The organism is Pseudomonas sp. DTU12.1 (assembly GCF_009873475.1).
GTDB lineage: Bacteria > Pseudomonadota > Gammaproteobacteria > Pseudomonadales > Pseudomonadaceae > Aquipseudomonas > Aquipseudomonas proteolytica.
The window spans coordinates 5,757,446-5,782,439 of record NZ_CP045254.1; the positions used below are offsets into that span (position 1 = coordinate 5,757,446).

Sequence of the window (24,994 nt, forward strand, 5' to 3'; positions counted from 1 at the left end):
ACCGGGAACCGTAGGACAAGTTCCCTATAAACGCTGAAAGGTCAATACAAGCAAAAAGACACTATTTCGGCGCCAGCTCCCTGAGATGGCGTGCGACTGCGATCCATGCACCGATATAACCCAACAACACCGCGCCAAGCAAGAGCGATAGACCATCGGCAGCGGGTACGCCCGCCAAGGCAAAGTCACTGCCATACAAACCGGCCAGGCCGACTACCGCGTCGTTCAGCCAATCCAGGCCAAACGCCAATACACCCCAGGACAGAATCCCGGCACCGAAGCCATAAAGCGCGCCCATATACAGAAAAGGACGACGCACATAGCTGTCTGTGCCGCCGACCAGTTTAATCACTTCTATCTCGGTGCGACGGTTTTCAATATGAAGACGAATGGTATTGCCTATCACCAAAAGTAATGCAGAAACCAGCAACACCGTCAGGCCGAAGACAAACCGGTCGCCCAGCTTGAGAATCGCCGCCAGACGCTCGACCCAGACTAAATCAAGCTGCGCCTGTTGTACCTTGGGCAGTTCAGCCAATTTTTGTCTTAATGCTTCAAGGGCCGTCTTGTCGATTTCATTTGGCGTCACCAGCACCACGCCCGGCAGCGGGTTCTGCGGCAGCTCCTTGAGCGCCTCGCCCAGACCCGATTGCTGCTGGAATTCTTCCAGGGCCTGGTCGCGGCTGATGTACTCGGCATCCGCCACGCCCGGCAGGTTCTTGATCTGCTCGCGCAAGGCCTCGCCTTCAGTGGCGCTGGCATCCAGTTGCAGGTACAGGGAAATCTGCGCCGCACGCTGCCAGGAGCCGCCAAGGCGCTCGACATTATTAAGCAGCAACGACAACCCCATCGGCAGGCTCAACGCCACAGCCATTACCAGGCAGGTAAAGAAGCTACCAATCGGCTGTTTGCCCAAGCGGCGCAGGCTATCCACCAGGCTGGCGCGATGGCTTTCGATCCAGGCGTGCAGCAAGGTGCTGAAATCGGGGCCGTCATCTTCGTCGCGTTTCTTTTTCTGCGGCTGCGGATCGGCCGCTTTCGGCGCGACGCGCTCGGAGACTTTAGGGCTGCGTGTGGCACTCATACGCCGGCCTCCCCGTCACCAATCAGGCGGCCGCGCTGCAGGGTCAACATGCGATGGCGCATGCGCGCGATCAATGCCAGGTCGTGACTGGCAATCAGCACGCTGGTGCCCAGGCGGTTGATGTCTTCAAAAACCCCCATGATCTCTGCGGCCAGGCGCGGGTCAAGGTTACCGGTGGGTTCGTCCGCCAGCAGCAAGGCCGGGCGGTGGACAATGGCGCGGGCAATGCCGACGCGCTGTTGCTGGCCGGTGGACAGGTCGCCGGGGTACAAATCAGTCTTGTCCGACAGCGCCACGCGCTCCAGGGCCGAATCCACACGCTTGACGATTTCGGCCTTGGACAGGCCGAGAATCTGCAATGGCAAGGCGATGTTGTTGAACACCGTGCGATCGAACAGCAACTGGTGGTTCTGGAACACCACGCCGATCTGCCGACGCAGGAACGGGATCTGCGCATTGCTGATGGTGGCCAGATCCTGGCCTGCCAGCAGCAGTTTGCCGGTGGTGGGGCGCTCCATGGCCAGCAACAGGCGCAGCAAGGTACTTTTGCCGGCGCCGGAGTGACCGGTGACAAACAAGAACTCGCCACGACGCACCCGGAAACTCAGCTCATGCAAGCCGACATGCCCGTTGGCGTAGCGCTTGCCCACCTGTTCAAAACGAATCATGAACGCTCCCGCTCGGCAAACAGTGCCTGGACAAAGGGTTCGGCCTCAAAGGTGCGCAGGTCATCAATACCTTCTCCGACACCGATATAACGAATCGGCAACCCGAATTGTTTAGCCAGGGCGAAAATAACCCCGCCCTTGGCCGTGCCATCGAGCTTAGTCAATGCCAGGCCAGTGAGTTGTACCGTCTGGTTGAATTGCTTGGCCTGGCTGATCGCGTTCTGTCCGGTGCCGGCGTCCAGCACCAACAGCACCTCGTGCGGCGCGTCGGCGTCGAGCTTGCCCATCACCCGGCGGACTTTCTTCAACTCTTCCATCAGGTTGTCTTTGGTATGCAGGCGACCGGCGGTATCGGCGATCAGTACATCGATGTTCCGGGCCTTGGCGGCCTGCACGGCATCGAAGATCACCGAAGCGGAGTCGGCGCCGGTGTGCTGGGCGATGACCGGGATCTTGTTGCGTTCGCCCCACACCTGCAATTGCTCCACCGCAGCGGCGCGGAAGGTGTCACCGGCGGCGAGCATGACTTTCTTGCCTTCCAGTTGCAGCTTCTTCGCCAGCTTGCCGATGGTGGTGGTCTTGCCGGCGCCGTTGACGCCTACCACCAGGATCACGAAGGGTTTCTTCTCGGTGATCACCAGCGGCGCTTCCACCGGCTTGAGCATGGCGGCCAGTTCGGCCTGCAATGACTTGTAAAGCGCGTCGGCGTCAGTGAGCTGCTTGCGCGCCACCTTCTGGGTCAGGCTCTGGATGATCACGGCAGTGGCTTCGACGCCCACGTCAGCAGTCAGCAGGCGGGTCTCGATGTCTTCGAGCAGCTCGTCATCGATGATTTTCTTGCCGAGGAACAGGCTCGCCATGCCTTCGCCGATGCTGGCGCTGGTTTTGCTCAGGCCTTGCTTGAGGCGGGCGAAGAAGCCGGTCTTGCTGGCTTCGGCAGGCGCTTGGACAGGCGCAGGTACTGCGACAGTCTCGATGACTGCGGGCGCAGCATCGATCACCAGCGGAGCGGGCTCGACTACGAGCGGGGCCGGCTCAACGACGACGGGTAGCGGTTCGACAGGCTCGACAATGGCAGGAATCGGCGGCGCTGCATGTTCGGCCTGCACATCCTCCACCAACGCAACGGGCTCTTCAGCCACCGGCAATGACGGCCATGGCCTGTGCTCTGGCTCTGGCTCTGGCGCAGCCTCCACCACCGGTTGCAACACCGGCTCGGCCATAGGCAATACCACCGGCGCCTCGACGACAGGCTCGGCCACCGGCTCAATCGCAGGTTCCGCCTGCAGAACAGGCTCGGGCACAGGCTCATGTTGGACTTGCGACTGTTCGACGACGGTTTCCTGCGGCTTTTTGCGCAGCCATCCGAACAGGCCTTTTTTCTCGCCAGCCGCAGCTGGGCTCTTCTTGTCGTCGTTGGAACCAAACATGGAGGACGGCTATCTCACGGTAGCGACGCGCCTAGGTGGCGCCTCGGTAAATAATATTCGATGCGCAACAGACTGTTTTTTAGCCAGCTTGTTCATGCGCAGCATTTTGTGAGGCGTTAATACAGCCTCAACAAATCGATTCAATATAGGACTGAAGCGATAAAATCGGCGAAAAGCGGATTAAAACCGGGGAAACCCACCGATAACTCCATCTTTACGACGACTGGATCCGAAACGATATGACAGCCGCAGTGGCCGCCGCTAATACGGATCAGTATCCTAGCACCTCCTCGCCCGCCGACGCTAAGACCAAGCGGGCAGCCCAACAGGTTTAAAAACGAATGAATGCTCTAGCCCGCCGCGCCGCAGGCCTGCTGCTCAGCACAGTTTGTCTGCCCCTTTCAGCCTTGGCTGCCGACCCACAACCCACCCATGAATTCACCCTGGACAACGGCCTCAAGGTCGTCGTGCGCGAAGACCATCGCGCCCCGGTGGTGGTCTCGCAGGTCTGGTACAAGGTCGGCTCCAGCTATGAAACCCCTGGCCAGACCGGCTTGTCCCACGCCCTGGAACATATGATGTTCAAGGGCAGCTCCAAGACCGGCCCCGGCGAAGCCTCGTTGATCCTGCGCGACCTGGGCGCCGAAGAAAACGCCTTCACCAGCGACGACTACACCGCCTACTACCAAGTGCTGGCCCGCGATCGCCTGGGCGTTGCCCTGGAACTGGAGGCCGACCGCATGGCCACCCTGCGCCTGCCGGCCGACGAATTCAGCCGCGAGATCGAAGTCATCAAGGAAGAGCGCCGCCTGCGCACCGATGACAACCCGCTGTCCAAGGCCTTTGAACGCTTCAAGGCGATGGCCTACCCGGCCAGCGGCTACCACACGCCGACCATCGGCTGGATGGCCGACCTGGACCGCATGAAGGTCGAGGAACTGCGCCACTGGTACCAATCCTGGTACGTGCCCAACAACGCCACCCTGGTCGTGGTGGGCGACGTGACCCCGGATGAGGTGAAAACCCTGGCCCAGCGTTACTTCGGCCCGATTCCCAAGCGCGACGTGCCACCGGCGAAAAAACCCCTGGAGCTGGCCGAGCCGGGCGAGCGCCAACTGACCCTGCATGTGCAGACCCAATTGCCGAGCGTCATCCTGGGCTTCAACGTCCCGGGCCTGGCCACCGCCGAAGACAAACGCTCGGTCAACGCCCTGCGCCTGATCTCGGCGCTGCTCGATGGCGGCTACAGCGCGCGCATCCCGAGCCAGCTGGAACGCGGTGAAGAACTGGTGTCCGCGGCCTCGACCAACTACGACGCCTATACCCGTGGCGACAGCCTGTTCACCTTGAGCGCCACGCCCAACCAGCAGAAGAAGAAAACCGTGGCCCAGGCCGAAGCCGGGCTCTGGCGCCTGCTGGACGAACTCAAGGCCAAGCCACCGACCGCCGAGGAGCTGGAACGCATCCGCGCCCAGGTCATTGCCGGCGTGGTCTACGAGCGCGACTCCATCACCAGCCAGGCCACGGCCATTGGCTCCCTGGAGACGGTCGGCCTGTCGTGGAAGCTGATGGACACCGAGCTTGCCGAGCTGCAAAGCGTGACCCCCGAGGACATCCAGAAGGCCGCGCGCACGTATTTCACCCGCGAACGCCTGAGTATCGCCCATGTCCTGCCCGAGGAGACCACCCATGAGTGATCGCAAAAACAACCGCCTGGTGCTGCCCGGCCTGATCGTCGTGACCCTGGTGGCGGCGGTCGCGGTGTATATCGGCCGCCCGGACGACTCCGTGGCCAGCCCGGCCCTGGAGCAGGCCAAGTCCAGCAAGACCCTGCAATCCCTGGCAGAGCTGGATGGCAAGAACCCGACTAACCGCAAGCTCAACGTGCAGACCTGGAATACCGCCGAAGGCGCCAAGGTGCTGTTCGTCGAGGCCCACGAACTGCCGATGTTCGACATGCGCATTCTGTTCGCCGCCGGCAGCAGCCAGGACGGCAACACGCCGGGCCTGGCCCTGCTGACCAACGCCATGCTCAACGAAGGCGTGCCGGGCAAGGATGTGGGGCAGATTGCCGCCGGTTTTGAAGGCCTGGGCGCCGATTTCAGCAACGGTGCCTACCGTGACATGGCGCTGGTCTCGCTGCGCAGCCTCAGTGCCGCCGACAAACGCGACGCCGCCCTTACGCTGTTTGACCAGGTGATCGGCCAGCCGACCTTCCCCGCCGACTCCCTGGCGCGGATCAAGAACCAACTGCTGGCCGGCTTCGAGTACCAGAAACAGAACCCGGGCAAGCTGGCGAGTATCGAGCTGTTCAAGCGTCTGTACGGCGACCATCCCTATGCGCACCCGAGCGAAGGCACGCCTGCGAGCGTTCCGGCCATTACCCAGGCACAGCTGAAGGCATTCCATGCCAAGGCCTACGCCGCCGGCAACGCAGTGATCGCGATGGTCGGCGACCTGTCCCGCGCAGACGCCGAGGCCATGGCGGACAAAGTCTCCGCATCCCTGCCCAAGGGCCCGGCGCTGGCGAAGATCGCCGAGCCAACCGAACCCAAGGCCGGCCTGGGGCATATCGAGTTTCCATCCAAGCAGACGCATCTGCTGTTCGCACAACTGGGCATCAACCGCGCCGACCCGGACTACGCCGCCCTGTCCCTGGGCAACCAGATCCTGGGGGGTGGTGGTTTTGGCACCCGCCTGATGAGCGAAGTGCGTGAGAAGCGCGGCCTGACTTATGGCGTGTACTCGGGCTTCTCGCCGATGCAGGTGCGTGGCCCCTTCATGATCAACTTGCAGACCCGCGCCGAAATGAGCGGCGGCACCTTGCGCCTGGTGGAGCAAGTGCTGGCCGACTACCTCAAGACCGGGCCGACGCAAAAAGAACTGGATGACGCCAAGCGCGAACTGGCCGGCAGCTTCCCGCTGTCCACCGCAAGCAACGCCGATATCGTCGGGCAACTGGGCGCCATGGGGTTCTACAACCTGCCGCTCAATTACCTGGAAGATTTCATGCAGCAATCCCAGGCCCTGACCGTCGATCAGGTCAAGGCCGCCATGAACAAACACTTGAGCAGCGATAAAATGGTGATCGTGACCGCTGGTCCCACCACCGCGCAAAAGCCACTACCGCCCCCCACTGATAAACCTGCCGAGCAGCCGCTCGGGGTTCCGGAGCATTAATGGCCAGTCCATCGCGCCCTAAAAAACCTGTCCATAACGTTCATAACGGTGTGGGCCAACTGCGCATCATTGGCGGCCAATGGCGCAGCCGCAAGCTGAGTTTCCCCGATGTGGTGGGCCTGCGCCCCACCCCGGATCGGGTCCGCGAGACCTTGTTCAATTGGCTCGCGCCGTACATCGAGGGGGCCAAGGTACTTGACCCGTTTGCTGGCAGTGGCGCGTTGTTCCTCGAGTCCCTGTCCCGTGGCGCCGCCCTGGGCCAGGCCCTGGACGCGAGCAACGTGGCGGTTTCCAGCCTGCGCGAGCACCTGGGCACACTGCGTTGCACCACCGGCCATGTACAGACCGCCGATGCCCTGCGCTACCTGGAAACCCAGCCAGCCAGTGCATTCGATGTGGTGTTCCTCGACCCGCCGTTCAACCAGAACCTGTTGCCAACCGTCTGCGCGCTGCTGGAAGAGCGCCAATGGCTGGCCGATGACGCCTGGGTCTACACCGAAAGCGAGACCGCGCCGTCGACCCTGGGCCTGCCCGGCAACTGGCGCCTGCACCGTGAGCAAAAGTCCGGGCGGGTGTATTACGCACTGTGGCAACGTACGCTGCAGACAGCTTAATAGGACCACTGCTTTTTTCAGGTGTACCGAGATAGCAGGTTTTTGGGGCTGCTGCGCAGCCCAACGGGGGACAAGCCCCCTCGCCACAACCCACTGGCCACACCCCCCTTAAGAGTTGTGTCGAGACCTTGATCGTGCCGAACCCCGCCAACCGTTTCACCCCAGCCTTCGGCCTCGGTAACCCCCACCTGCAAACGTTGTGGGGCCCACTCTGGCGCCCCACCACCCACCTCGATCGCCAGCGCGAGCGCCTGTGGCTGGAGGATGGTGACTTCCTCGACCTCGACTGGCATGGCCCCCATGACCCGCACGCACCACTGGTGCTGGTACTGCATGGCCTGACAGGCTCGTCCAACTCGCCCTACGTCGCCGGCCTGCAAAAAGCCTTGGCCAGCCAAGGCTGGGCCAGCGTCGCCCTGAATTGGCGCGGTTGTTCCGGCGAACCCAACCTGCTGGCCCGCAGTTACCATTCAGGCGCCAGTGAAGACCTGGCGGCCGCCATTGCGCACCTGCGGGCCAAGCGACCGTTGGCGCCACTGTATGCCGTGGGTTACTCCCTGGGTGGCAATGTGTTGCTCAAGCACCTGGGCGAAACCGGTGACAACTCCGGCCTGCAGGGAGCTGCGGCGGTATCGGTGCCGTTTCGCCTGGACCAGTGCGCCGACCGCATAGGCCTGGGGTTTTCACGGGTCTATCAAAAGCACTTCATGCGCGAGATGCTCGGCTACATCCGGGTCAAGCAGCGCCAGTTCCTGGTGGACGGACGCGAAGAAGCGCTGAAGACCCTGGCCGAACTGGGCTCGCTGGAGAAAATGCGCACGTTCTGGGATTTTGACGGCCGCGTCACCGCACCGCTGCATGGCTACTTGAATGCCGAGGACTATTACCGACGGGCGTCGAGTCGTTACTTCCTCGGGGCAATCCGCACGCCGACGCTGATCATCCACGCGGCAGATGATCCTTTTGTGTTTGCCCACAGCTTGCCCCAGGCCAGCGAACTGTCGGACTGCACCGAGTTTGAACTGCAGGCCAAGGGCGGGCATGTGGGGTTTGTCGACGGCTCGCTGAAGACGCCTGGGTACTACCTGGAGCGGCGGATCCCGCAATGGTTACGGGTAAAACACGGTTAATCATGTGGGAGCGGGCTTGCCCGCTCCTACATTTGATCGGGGATTACCCACTTAATCGCCGGTAGCAATTTCGCGCTGCGGATCATTGATCCACTCACTCCACGACCCCGCATACAACTTGCCCAACGGATACCCCGCCAGGCTCAGGGCAAACAGGTTGTGGCACGCCGTCACGCCCGAGCCGCAATACGCCACCAACTCATCCGGCGCACGACCTTGCAGTTTGTCGGCAAACCGCTGCTTGAGCTGCTCCACCGGCAAGAAACGCCCATCACTGCCCAGGTTCTCGTTGAACGCTGCACATTGCGCCCCGGGAATGTGCCCGGCAATCGGATCAATCGGCTCCACCTCGCCGCGAAAGCGTGGCAAGGCGCGGGCGTCGATCAGGGTCAGGCCCGGCTGGCCCAGGCGTTTTTGCAGGTGTTCGGCATCCAGCAGCAGATGGGTGTCCGGGCTGCCGCTGAAGGTGCCGGGCTCGGCGCTCGGCGCATCCAGGCTCAAGGGGAAACCCGCGGCATGCCAGGCTTTCAGCCCACCATCGAGGATCGACACACCGTTGCGCTTGCCCAGCCAGGCCAGCAGCCACCAGGCACGGGCGGCATACGCGCCAGGGCCGTCGTCATACAGCACAATCTCGCTGTCAGCATTGATGCCCCAGGCCTGCAACTGCTGGACCAGCGCCTGGGGCGCCGGTAGCGGATGGCGACCAGTCACACCCTTGGTCACCGGCCCGCTGAGGTGGCGCTCCAGGTCCGCATACTGCGCGCCCTCAATATGCCCCTCGGCATAGCTGCAACGCCCGTAGTCCGGGTCTTCCAGGGCAAAGCGGCAATCGAGGATGACGAGGCCTGCGTGCTTCTGGCGTTCGGCCAGTTGTTGCGGGCTGATCAGTTGCGCAAGCGGCATAACGGACTCCTGGAAATATGTTCGGGAAAGGGCCTACTTCACTTCTTCCAGTGCCTGACTCAACGGCACATAAAACTCCTTGAACAACGCGTCCACGGCCTCTTTGGCCTGGGGCGTGATAAACCCTGCCTCCAGCACCAGCACCTGGTACACCCCGCGCTTGATTGCCTCGGCACTCAGGTGTGCGGAGTTCTCGTTGGTGGTGCACAAAAAACGCACCCAGGAGGTGAGGATAATCCAGGCGTTGAGGGTCAAGGCTTCGGTCTGCACCGGGTCCATGTTCAGGATCCCTGCCTCGACAAACCCCCGGTAAATCGCGCCACCCTGGATCAGGCAACGCTGGGAGAAACGCCGGTAGCCGGTGGCCAGTTCCGGGTCGCTTTCCAGCAGATGCTCAAGATCGCGGTGCAGAAAACGATAGCGCCACATACCCGCCAGCACCGCCTGCAGGTAGAAGCGCTTGTCCTCGACCACCATGGCGCGCCCCTGGGGCGGGCGCAGGAAGCTGTCCACCAGAGCTTCATACTCGCGAAACAGCACCGCGATAATCGCCTGCTTGTTCGGGAAGTGGTAGTACAGGTTGCCCGGGGATATTTCCATATGGGCGGCAATATGGTTGGTGCTGATGCTGCGCTCGCCCTGCTGGTTGAACAGCTCCAGGCTGGTTTGCACAATGCGTTCGCTGGTCTTTACTCGTGGTGCCATAGGGGATCGGCTTCTTGAATCCTGATACAAACATCTTACGGTCTATCCTTGCCAGGATAAAACTGCATGTTGCAGCGAAGGCATTTGACAAAATAGAGTAATGACTCTAAAAACGCAGGTATTCCAATAACAATCGGGAACTGCGTCATGTCTGCCAACGTTGCTTACCTGCAAGATTCCCAGGCGCTGGACCAACTCCAGGACCTGTTCGCTGCCCAGCGCCGCGCGTACGCAGCCAACCCGATGCCACCAGCGGCGCAGCGCCAGCAGTGGCTCAAGGCCTTGCGCGACCTGCTCAGCGATGAGCGCCAGGCGCTGATCGAGGCCATCAGCAACGATTTCAGCCATCGCAGTGCCGACGAAACCCTGTTCGCCGAGCTGATGCCCAGCCTGCATGGCATCCACTACGCCAGCAAACACCTCAAGGGCTGGATGAAACCGTCGCGCCGCGCTGTAGGTATAGCCTTCCAACCGGCATCTGCCAAAGTGATCTATCAACCCCTGGGGGTCATCGGGGTGATCGTGCCCTGGAACTACCCGCTGTACCTGGCCATCGGCCCGCTGGTCGGTGCGTTGGCGGCAGGTAACCGGGTGATGCTCAAGCTAAGCGAATCCACCCCGGCCACTGGCCAGTTGCTCAAGAACCTGCTGGCGCAAATCTTCCCCGAAGACCTGGTGTGCGTGGTGCTCGGCGAAGCCGAAGTGGGCATGGCGTTTTCCAAACTGCCTTTTGATCACCTGCTGTTCACCGGCGCCACCAGCATCGGCAAGCACGTCATGCGCGCCGCCGCCGAGCACCTGACCCCGGTCACCCTGGAACTGGGCGGTAAATCCCCGGCGATTGTCTCGGCCGATGTGCCGCTCAAGGATGCCGCCGAACGGATCGCCTTCGGCAAGGCGCTGAATGCCGGGCAAACCTGTGTGGCGCCGGACTATGTGCTGGTCCCCGAGGACCGGGTGGATGGCTTCGTCGCGGCCTACACCCAGGCGGTACGCGGGTTTTATCCGACCCTGGCTGATAACCCGGACTACACCGCCATCATCAACGAGCGACAACTCGCCCGGCTCAATGCCTACGTCAAGGACGCCACCGACAAGGGCGCGACCCTGGTTCCGCTCTATGACCAGGGCCAGGCCCGGCGCATGGCCCATAGCCTGCTGCTGAACGTCAGCGATGAAATGACCGTGATGCAGGACGAGATTTTCGGCCCGGTGCTGCCCATCGTGCCCTATCGCGGGATCGACCAGGCCTTCGCCTACATCAACCAGCGCCCTCGCCCCCTGGCGCTGTATTACTTCGGCTACAACAAGGCCGAACAGAATCGCGTACTCCACGAAACCCATTCCGGCGGCGTGTGCCTGAACGACACCCTGCTGCATGTGGCCCAGGACGATATGCCTTTTGGCGGCATCGGCCCCTCGGGCATGGGCCACTACCATGGCCATGAAGGCTTCCTCACCTTCAGCAAGGCCAAGGGCGTGCTGATCAAACAACGCCTGAATGCGGCCAAGCTGATTTACCCACCGTATGGCAAAGCCATCCAGAAACTGATCCAGAAGCTATTCGTGCGCTAAAACCGTTATCACTGGGACAACAATAAAAATGAACCCTAGCCTGACTGAATCACCCGCGCTGTCGCGGCGCGGCGTCTTGAAAATCGGCCTGTGCGCCAGCGCCTTCCTGGCGACTGCAGGCCTTGGTGCCAGCCTCAGCGGCTGCTCCAGCAGCACTCCCGCCAGCGGCTTTGCCATGCTGCGCCACAGCGACCTGCCGTTTTTGCGCGCGGTGATCCCAGTGTTGCTAGAGGGCGCGGCCAGCGCCGAGGTCGTGGCGGCGGGTATCGAAGACACCCTGAAAAAACTCGATTACAGCCTGCAGCACCTGTCACCGGAGATGTTCAAGCTGACCCAGCAGTTGTTCGACGTGCTAGGCATGGCCGTCACCCGTGGCCCGCTGACCGGCATCTGGGGCAGTTGGGAAAACGCCAGCAGCGAGCAGATCCGCAACTTCCTGCATCGCTGGGAGAACAGCTTCCTCAACCTGCTGCGCATGGGCCAGGGCTCGCTGCTCAAGCTGGTGATCATGGCCTGGTACTTCCGGCCCGAGTCCTGGGCCCATTGCGGGTACCCCGGCCCGCCGCAAATCTGACCGTGATAGCTCCTACACGTCATGACCGCTGATAAAAACAAGAGAATAAGCTGATGCCCGTACCTGATGTGTTCCGCGATGGCATGGCCCGCGGCTGGAAAACCCATAATGGCGCTGCCCTCGACCAGGACCTGACGCTGGAAGCCGATGTCGCGATCATCGGCAGCGGCGCAGGGGGTGGCACCACTGCAGAGATTCTCAGCGCCGCTGGCTACAAGGTGCTGTTGATCGAAGAAGGCCCGCTCAAGACCAGCAGCGATTTCAAGCTACTGGAAGACGAGGCCTACGCCAGCCTGTATCAGGAAGGCATCGGCCGCATGAGCAAGGACGGCGCCATCACCATCCTGCAGGGCCGCGCCGTGGGCGGCACCACGCTGATCAACTGGACTTCGAGTTTTCGTACGCCGGACCCGACCCTGTCCCACTGGGCCAGTGAATACGCGGTCAAAGGCCATAGCAGCGCCGAGATGGCGCCATGGTTTGAAAAGATGGAGCAACGCCTGGGCATCGCCCCCTGGGCCCTGCCGCCCAACGCCAACAATGACGTGATCCGCAAAGGCTGCGAAAAGCTCGGTTACAGCTGGCACGTGATCCCACGCAACGTGCGCGGCTGTTTCAACCTGGGCTATTGCGGCATGGGCTGCCCGGTCAACGCCAAGCAATCGATGCTGGTGACCACCATTCCTTCGACCCTGGAGCAAGGCGGCGAGCTGCTGTACCTGGCCCGCGCCGAGCGCCTGAAGTTCAGCGGCGACACCATCACCAGCCTCGAATGCGTGGCCATGGACGCGCGCTGCGTAGCGCCCACCGGCCGCAAGATCACGGTCAAAGCCAAGCATTACGTACTGGCCGGCGGCGGCATCAACAGCCCGGCGCTGCTGATGCGCTCGGACGCACCCGACCCACACTCGCGCCTGGGCAAGCGCACCTTCCTGCACCTGGTGAATTTTTCCGCGGGGTTGTTCGACGAGGTGATCAACCCGTTCTACGGCGCGCCGCAGTCGATTTACTCTGATCACTTTCAATGGCAGGACGGCACCACCGGCAAAATGTCCTACAAGCTCGAAGCACCGCCCTTACACCCGGCCCTGGCCAGCACGTTGTTCGGCGGTTACGGCACGCAGAACGCCCTGGACATGAGCCAGTTGCCCAAGACCCATGCGATGCTGGCGCTGCTGCGGGATGGCTTCCACCCCGACAGCCAGGGCGGCAGCGTCGGCCTGCGCGGCGATGGCACGCCGGTACTCGACTATGAGGTCTCGCCCTACGCCTGGGACGGCCTGCGCCGGGCCTTCCATAGCATGGCCGAGATCCAGTTTGCCGCCGGCGCCAAGTCGGTCAAGCCGCTGCACCATGACGCGCGCTACGTCAGCACACTGGCCGAGGCACGCAGCCTGATCGACGGCCTTAACCTGGAACTGCATCGCACCTGCCTGGGCAGCGCCCATGTGATGGGCGGTTGTGCCATGGGTGAAGAGCCAAAAAATGCGGTCGCCGATAGCCTTGGAAGGCATCACCAGTTGCGTAACCTGTCGATCCACGATGGTTCATTGTTCCCCACCAGTATCGGCGCCAACCCACAATTGTCGGTGTATGGCCTGACCGCACAACTGGCGACAGCACTGGCCGAGCGTCTGAAAACAGCATGAAAAACCGATTATGCGCCCGTGTAGGAGCGAGCTTGCTCGCGAAGAACGTCAACGATAACGCAGCGCTATCAGATAGCCCGCGGTGCCTATGGGTTCTTCGCGAGCAAGCTCGCTCCTACAGGGGGTTCATAGGGGTATTCGCGGTGTCTATAGTGCTTTCTTCTGAATAAGTTGACTTGGCCGACCGGGATGGCTGCGATACCATCCGGTTCCCCAACGGACTCCGCCAGGACGACGCGATGAACCGAGTGTTGTACCCAGGTACCTTCGACCCGATTACCAAAGGCCATGGCGATCTGGTCGAACGCGCCTCGCGCTTGTTCGACCATGTGATCATCGCGGTCGCTGCCAGCCCCAAGAAAAACCCACTGTTTCCTCTGGAACAGCGTGTGGAGCTGGCCCGCGAGGTCACCAAGCACCTGCCGAACGTTGAAGTAGTGGGCTTTTCGACACTGCTGGCGCACTTCGCCAAGGAACAGAACGCCAATGTATTCCTGCGCGGCCTGCGCGCGGTGTCGGATTTCGAATATGAATTCCAGCTGGCCAACATGAACCGCCAACTGGCGCCGGACGTAGAGAGCCTGTTTCTCACGCCGTCAGAGCGTTATTCGTTCATTTCCTCGACGTTGGTCCGAGAGATTGCGGCTTTGGGCGGTGATATCACCAAGTTCGTACACCCTGCGGTGGCGGATGCACTGACTCTGCGCTTCAAGAAGTAAGACCGCTCAACCGGCGCCCGCTCGCACTGCGGGCGCCAATGCGGCACAATTGCGCGCATTAGTTTTCCAGATGCCTTGGCAGAGTGCCCTGGCAGGAGTTTCCATGTCCCTGATCATCACCGACGATTGCATCAACTGCGACGTCTGCGAACCCGAGTGCCCGAACGCTGCCATTTCCCAGGGTGAAGAGATCTACGTGATCGACCCCAACCTGTGCACCCAGTGTGTCGGCCACTACGACGAACCCCAGTGCCAGCAAGTGTGCCCGGTCGATTGCATTCCGCTGGATGAAGCCCGGCCGGAAACGGAAGAGCAGTTGATGGAGAAGTACCGGTTGATTACCGGTAAGGCCTGAAACCTTGTGGCGGCTGGGCGGGCCTCATCGCAGGCAAGCCAGCTCCCACATTTGAAGGTGCCCACAAGTCAAAATGTGGGAGCGGGCCCCGCGATGAGGCAAGCCGCAGCGCCTGCTGTCTTCAGCTCTGGCACTTAGGGCAAAACACACTCGCCCGCTGCCCCAGCATCACATTGCGCAACTCACTGCCGCACACCTTGCACGCCTCGCCCCCACGCCCGTAGACAAACAGCTCCTGCTGGAAATACCCCGGCTGCCCGTCGCCGCCAATAAAATCACGCAAGGTCGTACCGCCACGCTCGATGGCGGCCGCGAGGATGCGTTTGATCTCGATCGCCAGCTTCAGGTAACGCCCACGGGAAATGCCCTTGGCTTCCCGGCGCGGATCAATCCCGGCGGCAAACAGCGCCTCGGTCGCGTAGATATTGCCCACGCCCACCACCACCGCGTTGTCCATGATGAACGGTTTGACCGCCATGGAGCGCCCGCGGGACAGCTGGAACAGGCGCTCGCCATCAAACAGGTCGGTCAACGGCTCCGGCCCCAGGCGCAGTAGCAGTTCGTGGTTATGCGGGTCCTGGCTCCAGAGCATCGCGCCAAAACGCCGGGGGTCGGTGTAACGCAGGGCCAGGCCCGACTCCAGCTCGATATCCACATGCTCATGCTTGGCCGCCGGCAGACCGACTTCCACCAGGCGCAGATTGCCCGACATGCCCAAGTGGCTGATCAAGGTGCCGACTTCGGCGTTGATCAGCAGGTACTTGGCCCGCCGCTCCACCAGCACGATACGCTGCCCGGACAGGCGCACATCCAGGTCTTCGGGGATCGGCCAACGCAGGCGCCGCTCACGCACCACCACGCGGCTGACCCGCTGGCCTTCCAGGTGCGGCGCAATCCCGCGCCGGGTGGTTTCGACTTCTGGCAGCTCAGGCATATTCGTCTCGCGATAGAAAGGTTAGTGCGCGCCCAGTTCGCGGATCGACAACTTCATGCTTTCGAAGTCGTAGTCCGACAGGCCCACGTAATCCAGGACCAGATGGCCGATGCTCTCCCACTCATGGTCCACCGTCTGGTTGCCCAGCACCCGATAGGACGCGCAGATATGCTCGGCCATTTTCAGGATCGCCAGCAGGTTTTTCAGCGGGCTGTTGCGCGCCGACTCATCGCTGAAAATCGCCAGGGCGTTGTGGTGGTTGGCGATGGCGTTGGTCACATGTTCCGGCAGGCGCCAGGACTTGGCGGTGTAATAACCCACCACCGCATGGTTGGTATGGAACGCGCGGTTCTCGGTGTCGACCACCCGGCAATCAGGCCCGGCCTTGGCGTAGGAATCTTCCAGCACGCTCATGTAGTCCGGGAACCGCTTGAGCATCAGCGGCACGCCACAATCGTGGAACAGCCCCAGGGCGTACGCTTCGTCCACCGCCTGGGAGCCGGTGCGCTTGGCCAGGGTCAGGCAGGTCATCGCCACATCCTGGGCCGTGTCCCAGAACCGGTTGAGGGTGACGATGGTGTCGTCGCTCATCTCGCCCTTGATCGACTGGGCGTTGATCAGGTTGACGATGGAGCGGCTGCCCAGCAGGTTGACCGCGCGCTGGATCGAGGCAATTTTGTTGCTCAGGCCGTAATACGGCGAGTTGACGATTTTCAGCAGCGAGCCGGACAGGCCGGGGTCCTGGGAGATCAACCGCGCAATCACCTCCAGGTCCGGATCGGGCATATATTGCTCCATCTGCAAATCCACCATGATCTGCGGTTGGGGCGGCACGCTGATGCCTTGCAGGGCCTGTTGGATCTGTTCGGCGGAAAGCTCTTGGGACATAGGTACATACTCTGGGCTAGGGGGCGATTCTAACCCCGATGGGAACCTGACCGACACCTCAAAAGCCGGATTGGAAACCGGAGCAAAATGTGGGAGCTGGCTTGCCTGCGATGGCATCACTGCGGTGCGACAGACAGACCGAGTCGCCTGGATCGCAGGCAAGCCAGCTCCCACATGTCCGGCGGCGCGGCCAACAACGACACAACACGGTATACTCCCGCTCTTTTTTCCGGAGCGACGTCATGTCCCTGCCAAGCCTGCGTCTCAAAGCCAACGCCGATCGTCGTTTGCGCAACGGCCACCTGTGGGTCTACAGCAACGAAATCGATGTGGCCGCCACCCCACTTCACGGCTTCCAGGCAGGCGACCAGGCCATCCTCGAAGCCGCCGGCGGCAAGACCCTGGGCATCGTGGCCATGAGCCCGAACAACCTGATCTGCGCGCGCCTGCTGTCGCGTGACATCAAGTTGCCTTTGGACAAGTCGCTGCTGGTGCACCGCCTCAACGTCGCCCTGTCCCTGCGCGACCGCCTGTTCGACAAGCCGTTCTACCGCCTGGTCTACGGCGATTCCGACCTGCTGCCAGGCCTGGTAGTCGACCGTTTCGGCGACATCCTGGTGGTACAGATCGCCTCGGCGACCATGGAAGCCCATAAAGAAGACGTGATCGCCGCACTGACCCAAGTGCTCAAGCCCAGCGGCATCCTGTTCAAGAACGACTCCGCCGCGCGCGATGCCGAAGGCCTCAACCGCTACGTCGAAACCGTGTTCGGCCTGGTGCCGGAGTGGGTTGCGCTGGAAGAAAACGGCGTGAAATTCGAAGCTCCGGTGATCCAGGGCCAGAAGACCGGCTGGTTCTACGACCACCGCATGAACCGCGCACGCCTGGCCCCGTACGCCAAAGGCAAACGCGTCCTCGACCTGTACAGCTACATCGGCGGCTGGGGCGTGCAAGCTGCAACGTTCGGCGCCAGTGAAGTGTTCTGCGTCGACGCCTCGGCCTTCGCCCTCGACGGCGTCGAGCGCAACGCCGCGCTCAACGGCGTCGCGGAGAAAATGACCTGCATCGAAGGCGACGTGTTTGAAGCGTTGAAAGAACTGAAAGCCAGCGAAGAACGCTTCGACGTGATCGTCGCCGACCCACCGGCCTTCATCAAACGCAAAAAAGACATGAAAAACGGCGAAGGCGCCTACCGCCGCTTGAACGAGCAAGCCATGCGCCTGCTCAGCAAGGACGGCATCCTGGTCAGCGCCTCGTGCTCCATGCACCTGCCGGAAGACGACCTGCAAAACATCCTGCTGACCAGCGCCCGCCACCTGGACCGCAATATCCAGATGCTGGAACGCGGCGGCCAGGGCCCGGACCATCCGGTGCACCCGGCGATTGCCGAGACCCGCTATATCAAGAGCATTACGTGCCGGTTGTTGCCCAATAGCTAAGTAACACAGATCAAATGTGGGAGCGGGCTTGCCCGCGATAGCGGTGTATCAGTTACAGATTTTTAATCTGTTACACCGCTATCGCAGGCAAGCCAGCTCCCACATTTTTTTGTGCTGTATCAGAAAGATTTTTCCTACCGTCGCAACCCACACGAGCCCAGGAAACTTCCGCCAACGGTTTTGATTGAATTCCACTTTTCGCAGACTAGTATCGGTTTCTGGTTCTACTCCGGAAAACAAAAACAATGTCTGGGCCCACCCTCTCGCGCTTCATCCTCATCACCTGCATCTCTCTGATCAGCTTCTTCCCGATCAATATCCTTTTGCCCTCCTTCCCCGCGCTGTCCGCCCATTTCGATACGCCCACCGCCGACGTCGCGCTGTCCATCAGCCTGTTCACGCTGGTCTTTGCGATTTCCCAACTGGTGGCCGGCCCGCTGTCGGATAAATGGGGGCGCAAGGAAGTGCTGATCGGCTGTATCAGCCTGTCGATCCTCGGTGCCATCGGTTGCGCAATGGCGCCGGATTACCTGAGCTTCCTGCTGTTTCGCAGTGTGCAGGCCATGGGCTGTGGATTTTTCGTGCTGGGCCACGCGCTGGTGGAAGATTTGTTCGACGAACAAGACCGCGCCCGCGTACGCCTGTATTACATGACCCTGAGCGGCTCGTTTGTAGCGCTGTCACCGCTGATCGGCTCCTGGCTGCAAACCACCTTCGACTGGCAAGGGAGCTTTTATGGGTTTGCGCTAATGGCATTGGGCATGTTGATCCATGCGTTTTGCATCCTGCCGCCCAAGGCTACCAGCCCGCACCGCGCGCCCGTCTCGATCCTGGGCACGCTCAAAGCGGTCGCCGCCAATCGCGACTTCCTGCGCTACTGGTGGATCGCCGCCTTGGTGTTTGCCTGCTATTTCGCCTTGATCAGCGTGACACCGCTGATTTTCATGGATGCGTTGAAACTGTCCGAATACCAGTACGCGCTGGTACTGATGGTGTACGGCGTAGCCTACCTGCTCGGCGGCGTGGCGGCTTCGTACCTGCAAAAGCGCATGGCGCTGTCCCGGCAAATCAACATCGGCCTCGGCTTGCTGCTCGTCGCGGGCGCGCTGCTAACGCTGGTCGTCAGCCTGGAAGCCATCACCACCGTGACCTTGCTCATCCCCATGTTGATCAGCGCCCTGGCCGTCACCCTGGTTCGGCCCGCTGCGATTTCCGCAGCGATGCTGTTGTTCTCGAGCAGCGCGGGCACCGCTGCATCAGCCGGGAACAGCATCATGTTCCTCACGGCCGCCATAAGCAGTGCGGCCTTGGCACAAACCGGAACGCATCTGCTGCTGACCATTGCGGTCAGCTTCATCGTGTTCAGCCTCTGGGGCTGGTTGACGAATTTACGGGTCGGGCGCTAACGCTTTCCCCTGTAGGAGCGAGGGGGACGCCTAGTTCTTGCTCGCGAAGAACGCCAACGATAACGCAGCGCTACCTGGTAACCCGCGTCGCCTATGGGTTTTTCGCGAGCAAGCTCGCTCCTACAGGAAGACGGTGTAGAATCGGCCGTATTCATCGCCAGTCATCCCCCGGCGGGTTTATGAGCTCAAGGCCAATGCGCACGGCGATCCCGTCACGTTTGCGGCAACTTCCGGACACCAGGGCCATTTTTCGGGTGTTCCAGACGTCAATAGAAGCTCACTCCCCTTTGATTCCTGATTAGCCGCCCGGAGTGCTCCATGCCAGATTACCGCTCGAAAACATCCACCCACGGCCGCAACATGGCCGGCGCGCGCGCTCTGTGGCGTGCCACGGGGATGAAAGATGACGACTTCAAGAAGCCGATCATCGCGATTGCCAACTCGTTCACCCAGTTCGTACCGGGCCATGTCCACCTCAAGGACCTGGGCCAACTGGTCGCCCGTGAGATCGAACGCGCTGGCGGCGTGGCCAAGGAATTCAACACCATTGCCGTGGACGACGGCATTGCCATGGGCCATGACGGCATGCTGTATTCCCTGCCGAGCCGCGAGATCATCGCTGACTCCGTGGAGTACATGGTCAACGCCCACTGCGCCGACGCCATCGTGTGCATCTCCAACTGCGACAAGATCACCCCCGGCATGCTGATGGCCTCCCTGCGCCTGAACATCCCGGTGATCTTCGTCTCCGGCGGCCCGATGGAAGCCGGCAAGACCAAGCTCGCCTCCCACGGCCTGGACCTGGTGGACGCCATGGTCATCGCCGCCGATTCCAGCGCTTCTGACGAGAAGGTCGCGGAATACGAGCGCAGCGCTTGCCCAACCTGCGGTTCGTGCTCCGGCATGTTCACCGCCAACTCGATGAACTGCCTGGTGGAAGCCCTGGGCCTGGCGTTGCCGGGCAACGGTTCGACGCTGGCGACCCACAGTGACCGCGAGCAGTTGTTCCTGCAGGCCGGCCGCACCATCGTCGAGCTGTGCAAGCGTTACTACACCGAGAACGATGAGTCGGTATTGCCGCGCAATATCGCCAACTTCAAGGCGTTCGAAAACGCCATGACCCTGGATATCGCCATGGGCGGTTCCACCAACACCATCCTGCACTTGCTGGCCGCCGCCCAGGAAGCCGAGATCGATTTCGACCTGCGCGACATCGACCGCCTGTCCCGCAACGTGCCGCAACTGTGCAAAGTCGCGCCGAACATCCAGAAGTACCACATGGAAGACGTGCACCGTGCCGGCGGCATCTTCTCGATCTTGGGCTCCCTGGCCCGTGGCGGCCTGCTGCACACCGACCTGCCGACCGTGCACAGCAAGTCCCTGGCCGAAGGCATCGCCAAGTGGGACATCACCCAGACTGACGATGAAGCCGTGCACACCTTCTTCAAGGCCGGCCCTGCCGGGATCCCCACCCAGACGGCATTCAGCCAGTCGACCCGTTGGGACACCCTGGACGACGACCGTGAAAACGGCTGTATCCGTAGCGTCGAGCACGCCTACTCGCAAGAAGGCGGCCTGGCCGTGCTGTACGGCAACATCGCCCTCGACGGCTGCGTGGTGAAAACCGCCGGCGTGGACGAGTCGATCCATGTGTTCGAAGGTCGCGCCAAGATCTACGAAAGCCAGGACAGCTCGGTGCGCGGCATCCTTGCCGACGAGGTGAAAGAAGGCGACATCGTGATCATCCGCTACGAAGGCCCCAAAGGCGGCCCGGGTATGCAGGAAATGCTCTACCCGACGTCGTACCTCAAGTCCAAGGGCCTGGGCAAAGCCTGCGCACTGCTGACCGATGGTCGCTTCTCTGGCGGTACGTCCGGCCTGTCCATCGGCCACGCTTCGCCCGAAGCTGCAGCCGGTGGCGCGATTGGCCTGGTACAGGATGGCGACAAGGTGCTGATCGACATTCCGAACCGCTCGATCAACCTGTTGATCAGCGATGAAGAACTGGCCGCACGCCGGGTTGAGCAGGACAAGAAAGGCTGGAAGCCGGTGGAGAAGCGTCCGCGCAAAGTCACCACCGCCCTCAAAGCCTACGCCCTGCTGGCCACCAGTGCCGACAAGGGTGCGGTGCGTAACAAGGCCATGCTCGACGGCCTGTAAGCCCCGCCCATGAAAATGCCCCGCCAAGTGCGGGGCATTTTTTTGCCTGCCTGAATCGCCAAGCCACAGGAGATCAAATGTGGGAGCTGGATTGCCTGCGATGCGGACACCACGGCGTACCTGATACACCGCGTCGATGCCATCGCAGGCAAGCCAGCTCCTACAGGGTTACTGGATTTCGTCGGGCTTGACGATCACCCAGTTCTTGTCCGCCGTCACCGGCAAGCCTTCCTTGGCCTGGGCCGCGGCGTGCTTGGCGATCATGCCGTTGAGTTGGGTCATGTACTTGTCCTTGCGGTTGATCCACAAGTGAATGCCGCCCTTGGCTACGTCCACATCGTGGAACAGCATGTAGCCGTCGCTGGTGGGGGTGTCGCCGCCGACCAGTACCGGTTTTTTCCATTCATCGATGTAGGTGAGGATCGCCGCGTGCTTGCCTGCCATCCAGGTTGCCGGGGTCCACAGGTAGGGGGTCAGTTCCAGGCCCAGGTTGGCTTTTTCGTCATATTTGCCGGCGCTGATCTGCTTACGCGCGGTGGTCAACTCGCCGGTCTTGCGGTCCTTGAGCAGGGTGGTGACGCCAATGACGTTCTGCGGCTTGACGTTGTAGCCGTACTTGGGATCCGAAGCGACCATGCGCACCAGCTCTTCAGAGGCCGCCGTCATCACGTACACGTCGATGCCGTTTTCCATCAGCTTGTTGTACAGCTCGGTCTGGCCGGTGAAGATTTTCGGTGGCTGCACCTCCATGTTCTTCACCACATCGCCTTCGAAGTAGGTGACCGGCACCGGCTTGCCGGAGGCCATCAGCTCATCGACGTAGCCCTTGAGTTCCTTGAGGGTAAAGCCCGAGAACACCTGGGCGACCCACGGGTAGCAGACCATGTCGTCCACTTCGCACAGGCGATAGTAGTAACTGAACAGACTTTCCTTATGGTCGGCAGTGTCTTTGAACGGCATAAGCTTGAGCGACGGGTCGAGACTGTCACGGGTGATCAGGCCCTTGTTTTCCATGTACGGCAGCAGCGACTCTTCAAGGTCGAAGCGGTAGCTGGTGTTGTCCATGTCGAATACCGCGTAGTTACCCTTGTTGGCGTTGGCGGTGATCATTTCATTCAGTTGCTTGGCGGCGGGTGCCGGCCAGTGTTTCAACTCGGTGGCGGCCATGACCTGGCTGGCAAGCCCCAGGCACAGCGCGGCGGCAAACAGTCTCGGCGCGAGCTTCATGTGCGTTTTCTCCCTGAGTGAAAAACACCAACGCTAACAAATCTGTATGACAGCCCCCGCCACACGCACGACCGACGGCGTCCTGATCCCGTCACCCACTTACACAGGAGCGTCAACGCCTTATTCCAAAAACGACAGTCGCCATTCCATAACGGTATTAAATCAATATATTTCAAGCTGTTAGGATTTCCGGTTCGCAGTCGCACGCTCATGCGATTGGCAGTCCTTTACCTGGAGCTTCAATGAATCTGCCGCTGATTCTCAACCTGTTGGTGTTCCTCGCATTATTGCTGGGCCTGACACAAACCCGCCGTACTCACTGGAGCCTGGCCAAGAAGGTGTTGTTCGCCCTGGTCCTGGGCGTTGCCTTCGGTGTGGCCCTGCATACGATCTACGGCGCAGGCCACCCGGTGCTCAAAGCCTCGATCGGCTGGTTCGACCTGGTCGGCAATGGTTATGTGCAACTGTTGCAGATGATCGTGATCCCGCTGGTGTTCGCCTCGATCCTCAGCGCCGTAGCCCGCCTGCATAACGCCGCATCCCTGGGCAAAATCAGCTTCCTGACCATCGGCACGCTGCTGTTCACCACCGCCATTGCGGCGCTGATCGGTATCGGCCTGACCAACCTGTTCGGCCTCACCGCCGAAGGCCTGGTGGCCGGCACTCAGGAACTGGCGCGCCTGCAAGTGATCCAGAGTGATTACGCAGGCAAGGTCGCCGACCTGAATATCCCGCAGTTGCTGCTGTCGTTCATCCCGCAGAACCCGTTTGCCGACCTGGCCCGGGCCAAGCCGACGTCGATTATCAGCGTGGTGATCTTCGCCGCGTTCCTGGGCGTTGCCGCGCTGCAACTGCTCAAGGACGACGTGGAAAAAGGCCAGAAAGTGATCAACGCCATCGACACCCTGCAAGCCTGGGTGATGCGCCTGGTGCGCCTGGTGATGAAGCTGACCCCTTACGGCGTGCTGGCGTTGATGACCAAAGTGGTCGCCAGCTCCAACCTGCAAGACATCATCAAGCTCGGCAGCTTCGTGCTGGTTTCCTACCTGGCACTGGGGCTGATGTTTGTAGTCCACGGCCTGCTGCTGTCGCTGGCCGGGATCAATCCACTGCGCTTCTTCCGCAAGGTGTGGCCGGTGCTGACCTTCGCGTTTACCAGTCGCTCCAGCGCAGCAAGCATCCCGTTGAGCATCGAAGCGCAAACCCGTCGCCTGGGCATCCCGCAGTCCATCGCCAGCTTCGCCGCCTCGTTTGGCGCGACGATTGGCCAGAACGGTTGCGCCGGCCTGTATCCGGCGATGTTGGCGGTGATGGTGGCGCCGACCGTGGGCATCAACCCGCTGGACCCACTGTGGATCGCAACATTGGTGGCGATTGTGACCTTGAGCTCGGCCGGCGTGGCCGGTGTGGGCGGCGGTGCGACGTTTGCCGCGCTGATCGTGCTACCGGCCATGGGCTTGCCGGTGGCGTTGGTGGCGTTGCTGATTTCCGTGGAGCCGCTGATCGACATGGGCCGCACGGCGTTGAACGTGAATGGTTCGATGACCGCCGGGGCGATTACCAGCCAGATCATGCAGCAGACCGATAAAGAGCTGCTCAATGCCGATGAGCATCCGGAATTAGCGCAGGCCTAAATCCCCCCCTGTGGAGAGGGGGCTTGTCCCCCGTTGGGCTGCGTAGCAGCCCCAATAAGGCATACCAAGGTGTGTCAGGTAGACCGCGAGGGCCTGGTTTTGGGGCTGCTTCGCAGCCCAACGCGGGGCAAGCCCGCTCGCCACAGAGATTTAGGCCTTTTCCCAGACTTCGAAGTTGTACGCCGGCTTGTCGCCTTCTGCCGGATTCTGCACATTCGACACCAGCTTCCACCGGTTCAAGTCAAACTCCGGAAACCACGCATCCCCCTGCGGGCTCAACGCAACCCGCGTCAGATACAGGCGATCCGCCTGCTCCAGGCCTTGCGCATACAGCTGCGCGCCGCCGATCAGCATCAGCTCATCCACACCCTGCTCCAGCGCCCAGGCCTCGGCCCGCGCAACGGCTGCATCCAGTGAAGGAAAAACTTGCGCACCTTCAAGCTTAAGATCGGTCTGACGGCTGACCACAATGTTCAGGCGCCCCGGCAACGGTCGGCCCAGGGAATCCCAGGTCTTGCGCCCCATGATGATCGGCTTGCCCAGGGTGGTGGCCTTGAAATATTTGAAATCCCCCGGCAAATGCCAGGGCATGCTGTTGTCGACGCCGATCACGCGGTTTTCACCGAGGGCTGCGATCAGGCTTAAAGGGAGAGTTTTTTTCATGGCAACGAGAATACCAGAGGCGCGGGCCAGGGGTTATGCTCCAGGCTCACTGAC

General features: G+C 61.5%; 22 protein-coding genes. 13 read left to right on the plus strand and 9 right to left on the minus strand.

Annotated elements, in window-relative coordinates; translation table 11 throughout:
• Window positions 1–61: 61 nt before the first annotated feature.
• Genes ftsX through ftsY form a run of 3 tightly spaced genes read right to left on the minus strand, consistent with a single transcriptional unit; the run spans window position 62 to window position 3,182 of the window.
• The gene (gene ftsX / locus GDV60_RS25650) at window positions 62–1,084 is read right to left on the minus strand and encodes a permease-like cell division protein FtsX (protein ID WP_029300742.1); all 1,023 of its coding nucleotides are present in this window, start codon (window positions 1,082–1,084) and stop codon (window positions 62–64) included.
• Window positions 1,081–1,752, minus strand: a complete 672-nt coding sequence (ftsE, locus tag GDV60_RS25655; RefSeq protein WP_003213784.1) for a cell division ATP-binding protein FtsE — start codon at window positions 1,750–1,752, stop codon at window positions 1,081–1,083. The genes ftsX and ftsE overlap by 4 nt, the downstream gene beginning before the upstream one ends.
• Complete coding sequence (gene ftsY, locus GDV60_RS25660) at window positions 1,749–3,182, minus strand: signal recognition particle-docking protein FtsY (RefSeq protein ID WP_159909082.1); 1,434 nt, start codon at window positions 3,180–3,182, stop codon at window positions 1,749–1,751. The genes ftsE and ftsY overlap by 4 nt, the downstream gene beginning before the upstream one ends.
• 341 nt (window positions 3,183–3,523) lie before the next feature.
• On the opposite strand from ftsY, the gene GDV60_RS25665 reads away from it, so the two are divergent.
• The 4 genes from GDV60_RS25665 to GDV60_RS25680 all read left to right on the plus strand — a co-directional run bounded on the left by GDV60_RS25665 (window position 3,524) and on the right by GDV60_RS25680 (window position 8,106).
• Window positions 3,524–4,879, plus strand: coding sequence for a pitrilysin family protein (locus tag GDV60_RS25665; RefSeq protein WP_029300738.1), 1,356 nt, complete (start codon window positions 3,524–3,526; stop codon window positions 4,877–4,879).
• Window positions 4,872–6,362: a pitrilysin family protein gene (locus GDV60_RS25670; RefSeq protein WP_159909084.1), complete on the plus strand. Its 1,491-nt coding sequence runs from the start codon at window positions 4,872–4,874 to the stop codon at window positions 6,360–6,362. Before GDV60_RS25665 ends, GDV60_RS25670 begins: the two co-directional genes overlap by 8 nt.
• Window positions 6,362–6,976 carry a 16S rRNA (guanine(966)-N(2))-methyltransferase RsmD gene (rsmD, locus tag GDV60_RS25675; protein WP_070993981.1) on the plus strand — a complete coding sequence of 205 codons (615 nt, stop codon included), beginning with the start codon at window positions 6,362–6,364 and terminating at the stop codon, window positions 6,974–6,976. Before GDV60_RS25670 ends, rsmD begins: the two co-directional genes overlap by 1 nt.
• A 134-nt stretch (window positions 6,977–7,110) precedes the next feature.
• Window positions 7,111–8,106 carry a hydrolase gene (locus GDV60_RS25680; RefSeq protein ID WP_371923804.1) on the plus strand — a complete coding sequence of 332 codons (996 nt, stop codon included), beginning with the start codon at window positions 7,111–7,113 and terminating at the stop codon, window positions 8,104–8,106.
• A 51-nt stretch (window positions 8,107–8,157) separates the two neighbouring features.
• On the opposite strand, the gene GDV60_RS25685 is transcribed toward GDV60_RS25680, so the two are convergent.
• Window positions 8,158–9,012: a sulfurtransferase gene (locus tag GDV60_RS25685; RefSeq protein WP_133715521.1), complete on the minus strand. Its 855-nt coding sequence runs from the start codon at window positions 9,010–9,012 to the stop codon at window positions 8,158–8,160.
• A gap of 33 nt (window positions 9,013–9,045) precedes the next feature.
• Window positions 9,046–9,717 (minus strand): TetR/AcrR family transcriptional regulator, encoded by a 672-nt coding sequence (locus GDV60_RS25690; RefSeq protein ID WP_029300622.1) that lies wholly within the window; start codon window positions 9,715–9,717, stop codon window positions 9,046–9,048.
• A gap of 147 nt (window positions 9,718–9,864) precedes the next feature.
• Between GDV60_RS25690 and GDV60_RS25695 the strand changes: the two genes are divergently transcribed.
• The 5 genes from GDV60_RS25695 to GDV60_RS25715 all read left to right on the plus strand — a co-directional run bounded on the left by GDV60_RS25695 (window position 9,865) and on the right by GDV60_RS25715 (window position 14,589).
• A complete protein-coding gene (locus GDV60_RS25695; RefSeq protein WP_029300620.1) occupies window positions 9,865–11,292 on the plus strand; it encodes a coniferyl aldehyde dehydrogenase in 1,428 nt (475 codons plus the stop codon).
• Between the two features lie 28 nt (window positions 11,293–11,320).
• A complete protein-coding gene (locus GDV60_RS25700; RefSeq protein ID WP_154907069.1) occupies window positions 11,321–11,866 on the plus strand; it encodes a twin-arginine translocation pathway signal protein in 546 nt (181 codons plus the stop codon).
• A gap of 53 nt (window positions 11,867–11,919) precedes the next feature.
• Window positions 11,920–13,515 carry a GMC family oxidoreductase gene (locus GDV60_RS25705; protein WP_154907070.1) on the plus strand — a complete coding sequence of 532 codons (1,596 nt, stop codon included), beginning with the start codon at window positions 11,920–11,922 and terminating at the stop codon, window positions 13,513–13,515.
• 239 nt (window positions 13,516–13,754) lie between these two features.
• A complete protein-coding gene (gene coaD / locus GDV60_RS25710; protein ID WP_003176711.1) occupies window positions 13,755–14,234 on the plus strand; it encodes a pantetheine-phosphate adenylyltransferase in 480 nt (159 codons plus the stop codon).
• A gap of 103 nt (window positions 14,235–14,337) precedes the next feature.
• Window positions 14,338–14,589, plus strand: coding sequence for a YfhL family 4Fe-4S dicluster ferredoxin (locus GDV60_RS25715; protein ID WP_029300613.1), 252 nt, complete (start codon window positions 14,338–14,340; stop codon window positions 14,587–14,589).
• Between the two features lie 121 nt (window positions 14,590–14,710).
• Here GDV60_RS25715 and mutM read toward each other — a convergent pair whose 3' ends face one another.
• Both mutM and GDV60_RS25725 read right to left on the minus strand, forming a co-directional pair.
• On the minus strand, window positions 14,711–15,523 hold the full coding sequence (mutM, locus tag GDV60_RS25720) for a bifunctional DNA-formamidopyrimidine glycosylase/DNA-(apurinic or apyrimidinic site) lyase (RefSeq protein ID WP_057440389.1): 813 nt from the start codon (window positions 15,521–15,523) through the stop codon (window positions 14,711–14,713).
• A 21-nt stretch (window positions 15,524–15,544) separates the two neighbouring features.
• Complete coding sequence (locus GDV60_RS25725; protein ID WP_169851357.1) at window positions 15,545–16,357, minus strand: HDOD domain-containing protein; 813 nt, start codon at window positions 16,355–16,357, stop codon at window positions 15,545–15,547.
• 296 nt (window positions 16,358–16,653) lie between these two features.
• On the opposite strand from GDV60_RS25725, the gene GDV60_RS25730 reads away from it, so the two are divergent.
• From GDV60_RS25730 to ilvD, 3 genes are all read left to right on the plus strand, one after another.
• Entirely contained in the window at window positions 16,654–17,850 is a 1,197-nt protein-coding gene (locus GDV60_RS25730; RefSeq protein ID WP_029300608.1) for a class I SAM-dependent rRNA methyltransferase, read from the plus strand.
• 245 nt (window positions 17,851–18,095) lie between these two features.
• Complete coding sequence (locus GDV60_RS25735) at window positions 18,096–19,256, plus strand: MFS transporter (protein ID WP_159909086.1); 1,161 nt, start codon at window positions 18,096–18,098, stop codon at window positions 19,254–19,256.
• Window positions 19,257–19,574: 318 nt separating this feature from the next.
• Entirely contained in the window at window positions 19,575–21,416 is a 1,842-nt protein-coding gene (gene ilvD, locus GDV60_RS25740; RefSeq protein WP_029300604.1) for a dihydroxy-acid dehydratase, read from the plus strand.
• A gap of 168 nt (window positions 21,417–21,584) precedes the next feature.
• On the opposite strand, the gene GDV60_RS25745 is transcribed toward ilvD, so the two are convergent.
• Window positions 21,585–22,643 (minus strand): phosphorylcholine phosphatase, encoded by a 1,059-nt coding sequence (locus GDV60_RS25745; RefSeq protein WP_029300603.1) that lies wholly within the window; start codon window positions 22,641–22,643, stop codon window positions 21,585–21,587.
• 242 nt (window positions 22,644–22,885) lie between these two features.
• On the opposite strand from GDV60_RS25745, the gene GDV60_RS25750 reads away from it, so the two are divergent.
• Complete coding sequence (locus GDV60_RS25750; protein ID WP_159909088.1) at window positions 22,886–24,277, plus strand: L-cystine transporter; 1,392 nt, start codon at window positions 22,886–22,888, stop codon at window positions 24,275–24,277.
• A 150-nt stretch (window positions 24,278–24,427) separates the two neighbouring features.
• Here the strand turns inward: GDV60_RS25750 and GDV60_RS25755 are convergent, their stop codons facing one another.
• Window positions 24,428–24,940 carry a dihydrofolate reductase gene (locus GDV60_RS25755; RefSeq protein WP_092231169.1) on the minus strand — a complete coding sequence of 171 codons (513 nt, stop codon included), beginning with the start codon at window positions 24,938–24,940 and terminating at the stop codon, window positions 24,428–24,430.
• Window positions 24,941–24,994 lie beyond the last annotated feature (54 nt).

Excerpts from the sequence above, each read along its gene's own strand:
- ilvD (WP_029300604.1), top strand. The coding sequence starts at position 19,575 with ATGCCAGATTACCGCTCGAAAACATCCACCCACGGCCGCAACATGGCC.
- ftsY (WP_159909082.1), bottom strand. The coding sequence starts at position 3,182 with ATGTTTGGTTCCAACGACGACAAGAAGAGCCCAGCTGCGGCTGGCGAG.
- GDV60_RS25735 (WP_159909086.1), top strand. The coding sequence starts at position 18,096 with ATGTCTGGGCCCACCCTCTCGCGCTTCATCCTCATCACCTGCATCTCT.
- GDV60_RS25750 (WP_159909088.1), top strand. The coding sequence starts at position 22,886 with ATGAATCTGCCGCTGATTCTCAACCTGTTGGTGTTCCTCGCATTATTG.
- GDV60_RS25730 (WP_029300608.1), top strand. The coding sequence starts at position 16,654 with ATGTCCCTGCCAAGCCTGCGTCTCAAAGCCAACGCCGATCGTCGTTTG.
- rsmD (WP_070993981.1), top strand. The coding sequence starts at position 6,362 with ATGGCCAGTCCATCGCGCCCTAAAAAACCTGTCCATAACGTTCATAAC.
- GDV60_RS25685 (WP_133715521.1), bottom strand. The coding sequence starts at position 9,012 with ATGCCGCTTGCGCAACTGATCAGCCCGCAACAACTGGCCGAACGCCAG.
- mutM (WP_057440389.1), bottom strand. The coding sequence starts at position 15,523 with ATGCCTGAGCTGCCAGAAGTCGAAACCACCCGGCGCGGGATTGCGCCG.
- ftsX (WP_029300742.1), bottom strand. The coding sequence starts at position 1,084 with ATGAGTGCCACACGCAGCCCTAAAGTCTCCGAGCGCGTCGCGCCGAAA.
- GDV60_RS25700 (WP_154907069.1), top strand. The coding sequence starts at position 11,321 with ATGAACCCTAGCCTGACTGAATCACCCGCGCTGTCGCGGCGCGGCGTC.
- coaD (WP_003176711.1), top strand. The coding sequence starts at position 13,755 with ATGAACCGAGTGTTGTACCCAGGTACCTTCGACCCGATTACCAAAGGC.
- GDV60_RS25695 (WP_029300620.1), top strand. The coding sequence starts at position 9,865 with ATGTCTGCCAACGTTGCTTACCTGCAAGATTCCCAGGCGCTGGACCAA.
- GDV60_RS25745 (WP_029300603.1), bottom strand. The coding sequence starts at position 22,643 with ATGAAGCTCGCGCCGAGACTGTTTGCCGCCGCGCTGTGCCTGGGGCTT.
- GDV60_RS25705 (WP_154907070.1), top strand. The coding sequence starts at position 11,920 with ATGCCCGTACCTGATGTGTTCCGCGATGGCATGGCCCGCGGCTGGAAA.
- GDV60_RS25755 (WP_092231169.1), bottom strand. The coding sequence starts at position 24,940 with ATGAAAAAAACTCTCCCTTTAAGCCTGATCGCAGCCCTCGGTGAAAAC.
- GDV60_RS25665 (WP_029300738.1), top strand. The coding sequence starts at position 3,524 with ATGAATGCTCTAGCCCGCCGCGCCGCAGGCCTGCTGCTCAGCACAGTT.
- ftsE (WP_003213784.1), bottom strand. The coding sequence starts at position 1,752 with ATGATTCGTTTTGAACAGGTGGGCAAGCGCTACGCCAACGGGCATGTC.
- GDV60_RS25670 (WP_159909084.1), top strand. The coding sequence starts at position 4,872 with ATGAGTGATCGCAAAAACAACCGCCTGGTGCTGCCCGGCCTGATCGTC.
- GDV60_RS25715 (WP_029300613.1), top strand. The coding sequence starts at position 14,338 with ATGTCCCTGATCATCACCGACGATTGCATCAACTGCGACGTCTGCGAA.
- GDV60_RS25690 (WP_029300622.1), bottom strand. The coding sequence starts at position 9,717 with ATGGCACCACGAGTAAAGACCAGCGAACGCATTGTGCAAACCAGCCTG.